Raw genomic sequence first — 3,434 nt, forward strand, 5'->3', positions numbered from 1 at the left:
TTAAAATTCCAAGGGATGAAATTCTCTTGGAATTTTAAAATTTATTTGAAATTCTAAATTTAAGAGTCCACTTTAAATTTTACATTTAAAAATCTACTTCAAATTTTATTTTAAAATCCCGTCGTGCCACGCTTTAAATTTTGCTATTAAATTTGCCGCTAGGTCTAGGTGAAGATGCGCGAGATACGTCGTCGCACGTGTTTTACGGCTATATAAATGCTGGACTCGGTTTAAATTTTACGTTCTACGGCGATTTAAATTTAGAATATATGTCTTGCCGCCGCAAATATTCGCTTTGATCCGCACTAATCTAGTTAAAATTTTAAGTCGCGCACGCGCTTTAATTATCTATTTCGGAGAGCGGTTACCGACGAGCGAGTAAGCGGCTAAAATTTTACTGTGCGAGCTGCCCGCGTCCGTTCGGCGCAAATTTTATCGCGCTCGCCGTTGCGAGCGCGAAGTAGTATCAAGCTGCAAATTTTAAACTATCGCGCCGTACGTGCTTGAGAAATAGCGCTCTGCTTCGCAGGCAAAGTGCGCGAGATTTTTAAATTATAAAATTTCAACCCCCAAATTCCTCGTAAAATTTATTTAGATAATCGGCGTAGTAAAAATTTTGATTTCTAGCGTCAAATTTGCCCGCCAGCTCCAAAGCCGTTTTGTAGTCGCTCTCATCGCCAAACGCGCTAACTGCGATGAAAAATCGCAGGTCGTTTAGATCGTCGTTGCCCTCAAGGATCGCCGCGGAGTGCTTGCGCGCTAAGCTTAGCGCCGTCTCGCGCTCATCCAGCCTAACGGCGATCTCGATTAGCGGCGCGATCTGATTTATGACGCGAGGATTTGACTCGATCGTCGCCGCGGCCTTTGGCAGCAGGATTTTCGCCTCCCAGGTCCTGCCTAGCGCTATCATGCTAAAAAGTATCGGCGCGTAGGTTATGTGCGGCACCTCGGAGCAAGTTAGCTCGCCCGAGAGCAACGGTGCGGCAAGCTCAAGCGCCGCTGCATGCTCGCCTGCAAAATTTAAATACGCGATCTCATCGCTAGCTTCGCACGCCTCGCAATCATTCATATCGTCTTTGGCGAGCTTTTTCCACAGCTCGTAGTTTGACTTCGCCTCTCTAGCATCGCCCATGTCGATGTTTTGATTCATCAAGGCCTTGTAGTAGGCCGCCAGAGAGAGCTCCATACGCTCGTAGTAAAACAGCATCGCTTCGTTTGCCTCGTCTATGAGCTCTTTTTCTATCATGGAGCTTTTGGCGATGCCCGAGACTATCCATTTAAATTTCCATAGGCAGCTCTCAAAGTCGCCGAAATTTGGGTATTCGCTTTCGCTGTCTTTCAAATTTTGCGTGATGTAGCCCGTGAGCCACATTAGCGCCCTCGTTCTTAAAACCGCGCCGAATTTTTCAAATTCCTCGTTTAGCACAAAGTCGCAAATTTGCGCGGCAAATTCGAAATTTTCCGCCTCGATAGCTCCCCTTATCGCATCAAACAGATGCTCCTCCTTATCCGCCAGCCTATCAAATTGCCTTAGCTTTTCATAAAGTCCTTCTAACGAGCCCTGTTTCATTCCTGATCCTTATTAAATTTTGCGATAATTATATCCGTTTAGTCTGAAGCTAAGCAGCTTATCGCGATTTTAAAGCCCAGAAGGCAAAATTTAAAATTTATAGCGTTATCTTAAAGCGGCTTTGCTCGCGCCGTTTTAGCGCCCCATTTGCCGCTGCGATAGGCAAATTTCAGCTTCGTTATATAAATTTGATATTAAAATGCCGTACTCATAAATTTTTAAAAAAGGGGATTTATGGACATAAACACACGGCGTCTTAAAAGCGAGTTTGAGCAGATAAGCCGCTTTGGAGCTTTGGCGGGCGGCGGGCTTACGCGGCTTGCATTTTCGCGCGAGGATAAAGAGGCGCGCAATCTCCTCATATCGCTACTTCAAAAAGAAAATTTCAAGATCAGAATCGACGATGCGGGCAATATTTTCGCTAAATTTAGCGGCGTTAAAAATCCCAATCTGCCGTCCGTAAGTGCTGGCTCGCATATCGATAGCGTGCCGCAAGGCGGCTTTTACGACGGCACGCTAGGCGTCATGGCGGCTTTGGAGGCGATCCGCACGGTGCGAGATAGCGGAGAAAAGCTTGCGCGACCGCTGGAGCTCATCGTCTTTGTTTGCGAGGAATCAAGCCGCTTTAAAATGGCGACTGTAGGCAGCAAGATAATTAGTGGCAAGCTCTCGCGGCAGCGGCTATACGAGCTAAAGGATAAAGACGGAATTTCGCTATTTGACGCCATGCAGGAGTTTGGGCTAAATCCCGCAAATTTAAAAAGCTGCGTCCTGCCAAAATCCAGCTTTCATAGTTATATCGAGCTTCATATCGAGCAGGGACCGGTATTGCAGAGGCGGGGTATCCCAGTAGGCATCGTCACGGGTATTGCCGCGCCTGTGCGATACGAGCTGCGGATCGAGGGCAGAGCCGATCACAGCGGCACTACGCCAATGGATATGCGCTGCGACGCTCTGGCTTGCGCTAGTGAGATCGTTTTAAGCGCGGAGAGGATCGCCAAGGATGGCAAAACTACGGTTGCAACGACGGGCTATGCAAATGCGCTACCCGGCGTGCTAAATGTGATCCCCGGCTCCTGCACGCTAGGTCTTGATATACGCGATATAGACGAGGATGCGCTTAGGGCGGCGGACTATAAAATTTGCGCGGCGATAGATGAAATTTGCGCTCGCAGAGGGTGCAAATTTGAACTAAAAAATCTCATCAAGGATCGCCCCGTAAAGCTAAGCGAGGAGATGATCGCTCTGCTTGAAAGCTGTGCCGGCGAGCTTAAAATTTCAAGCCTAAGACTTCCTAGCGGCGCGGGACACGACGCGATGAATATGACGGAGCTTGCGGATCGCGTTGGGATGCTTTTCATGCCGTGCAAGGATGGCATCAGCCACAACGTAAATGAAAGCATAAACTGGCACGACGCATTTGCCGCTACGAAGGTTTTAGCTGCGGCGATGTTAAGCTTAGCTAAAAAATAAAGGAGAGAAGATGGATGCTATCGCACAAAAAGTAGAGGCGCTCAAGAGCGAGATGATCGGGGATCGCAGGTTTTTCCACTCGCATCCCGAGACGGGTTGGTTTACCTTTTTTACGACCGCGGTTATCGCAGATCGAATGCAGCGCCTGGGCTATGAGATAAAGCTCGGTCGCGAGGTGGTAAAGGCTGAAGCCAGGCAGGGCGTAGGTAGCAAGGATGCCTGCGAGAAGGCGAAGCAGCGCGCCAAAGAGCTGCTAAACGCAGATCAGATGAAATTTCTTGATGCGATGGAGGATGGGCTAACGGGTCTCGTAGCCGAAATAGATACGGGACGCGTGGGCAAGACGGTCGCTTTTAGATTTGACATAGACGGCGTGGACGTGACCGAGAGC

2 protein-coding genes and 1 pseudogene are annotated in these 3,434 nt (G+C 48.6%); 2 read left to right on the forward strand and 1 reads right to left on the reverse strand.

Annotated features, from left to right (window positions below):
* Window positions 1–562: 562 nt before the first annotated feature.
* Window positions 563–1,570 carry a hypothetical protein gene (locus tag Q0438_RS01395; protein ID WP_299186488.1) on the reverse strand — a complete coding sequence of 336 codons (1,008 nt, stop codon included), beginning with the start codon at window positions 1,568–1,570 and terminating at the stop codon, window positions 563–565.
* 234 nt (window positions 1,571–1,804) lie between these two features.
* On the opposite strand from Q0438_RS01395, the gene Q0438_RS01400 reads away from it, so the two are divergent.
* Complete coding sequence (locus Q0438_RS01400; RefSeq protein WP_299186490.1) at window positions 1,805–3,043, forward strand: M20 family metallo-hydrolase; 1,239 nt, start codon at window positions 1,805–1,807, stop codon at window positions 3,041–3,043.
* A 10-nt stretch (window positions 3,044–3,053) separates the two neighbouring features.
* A pseudogene (locus Q0438_RS01405) lies at window positions 3,054–3,434 on the forward strand (amidohydrolase); the annotation flags it as partial.

The sequence above is a fragment of the uncultured Campylobacter sp. genome (assembly GCF_938030785.1).
Classification (GTDB): Bacteria; Campylobacterota; Campylobacteria; order Campylobacterales; family Campylobacteraceae; genus Campylobacter_B.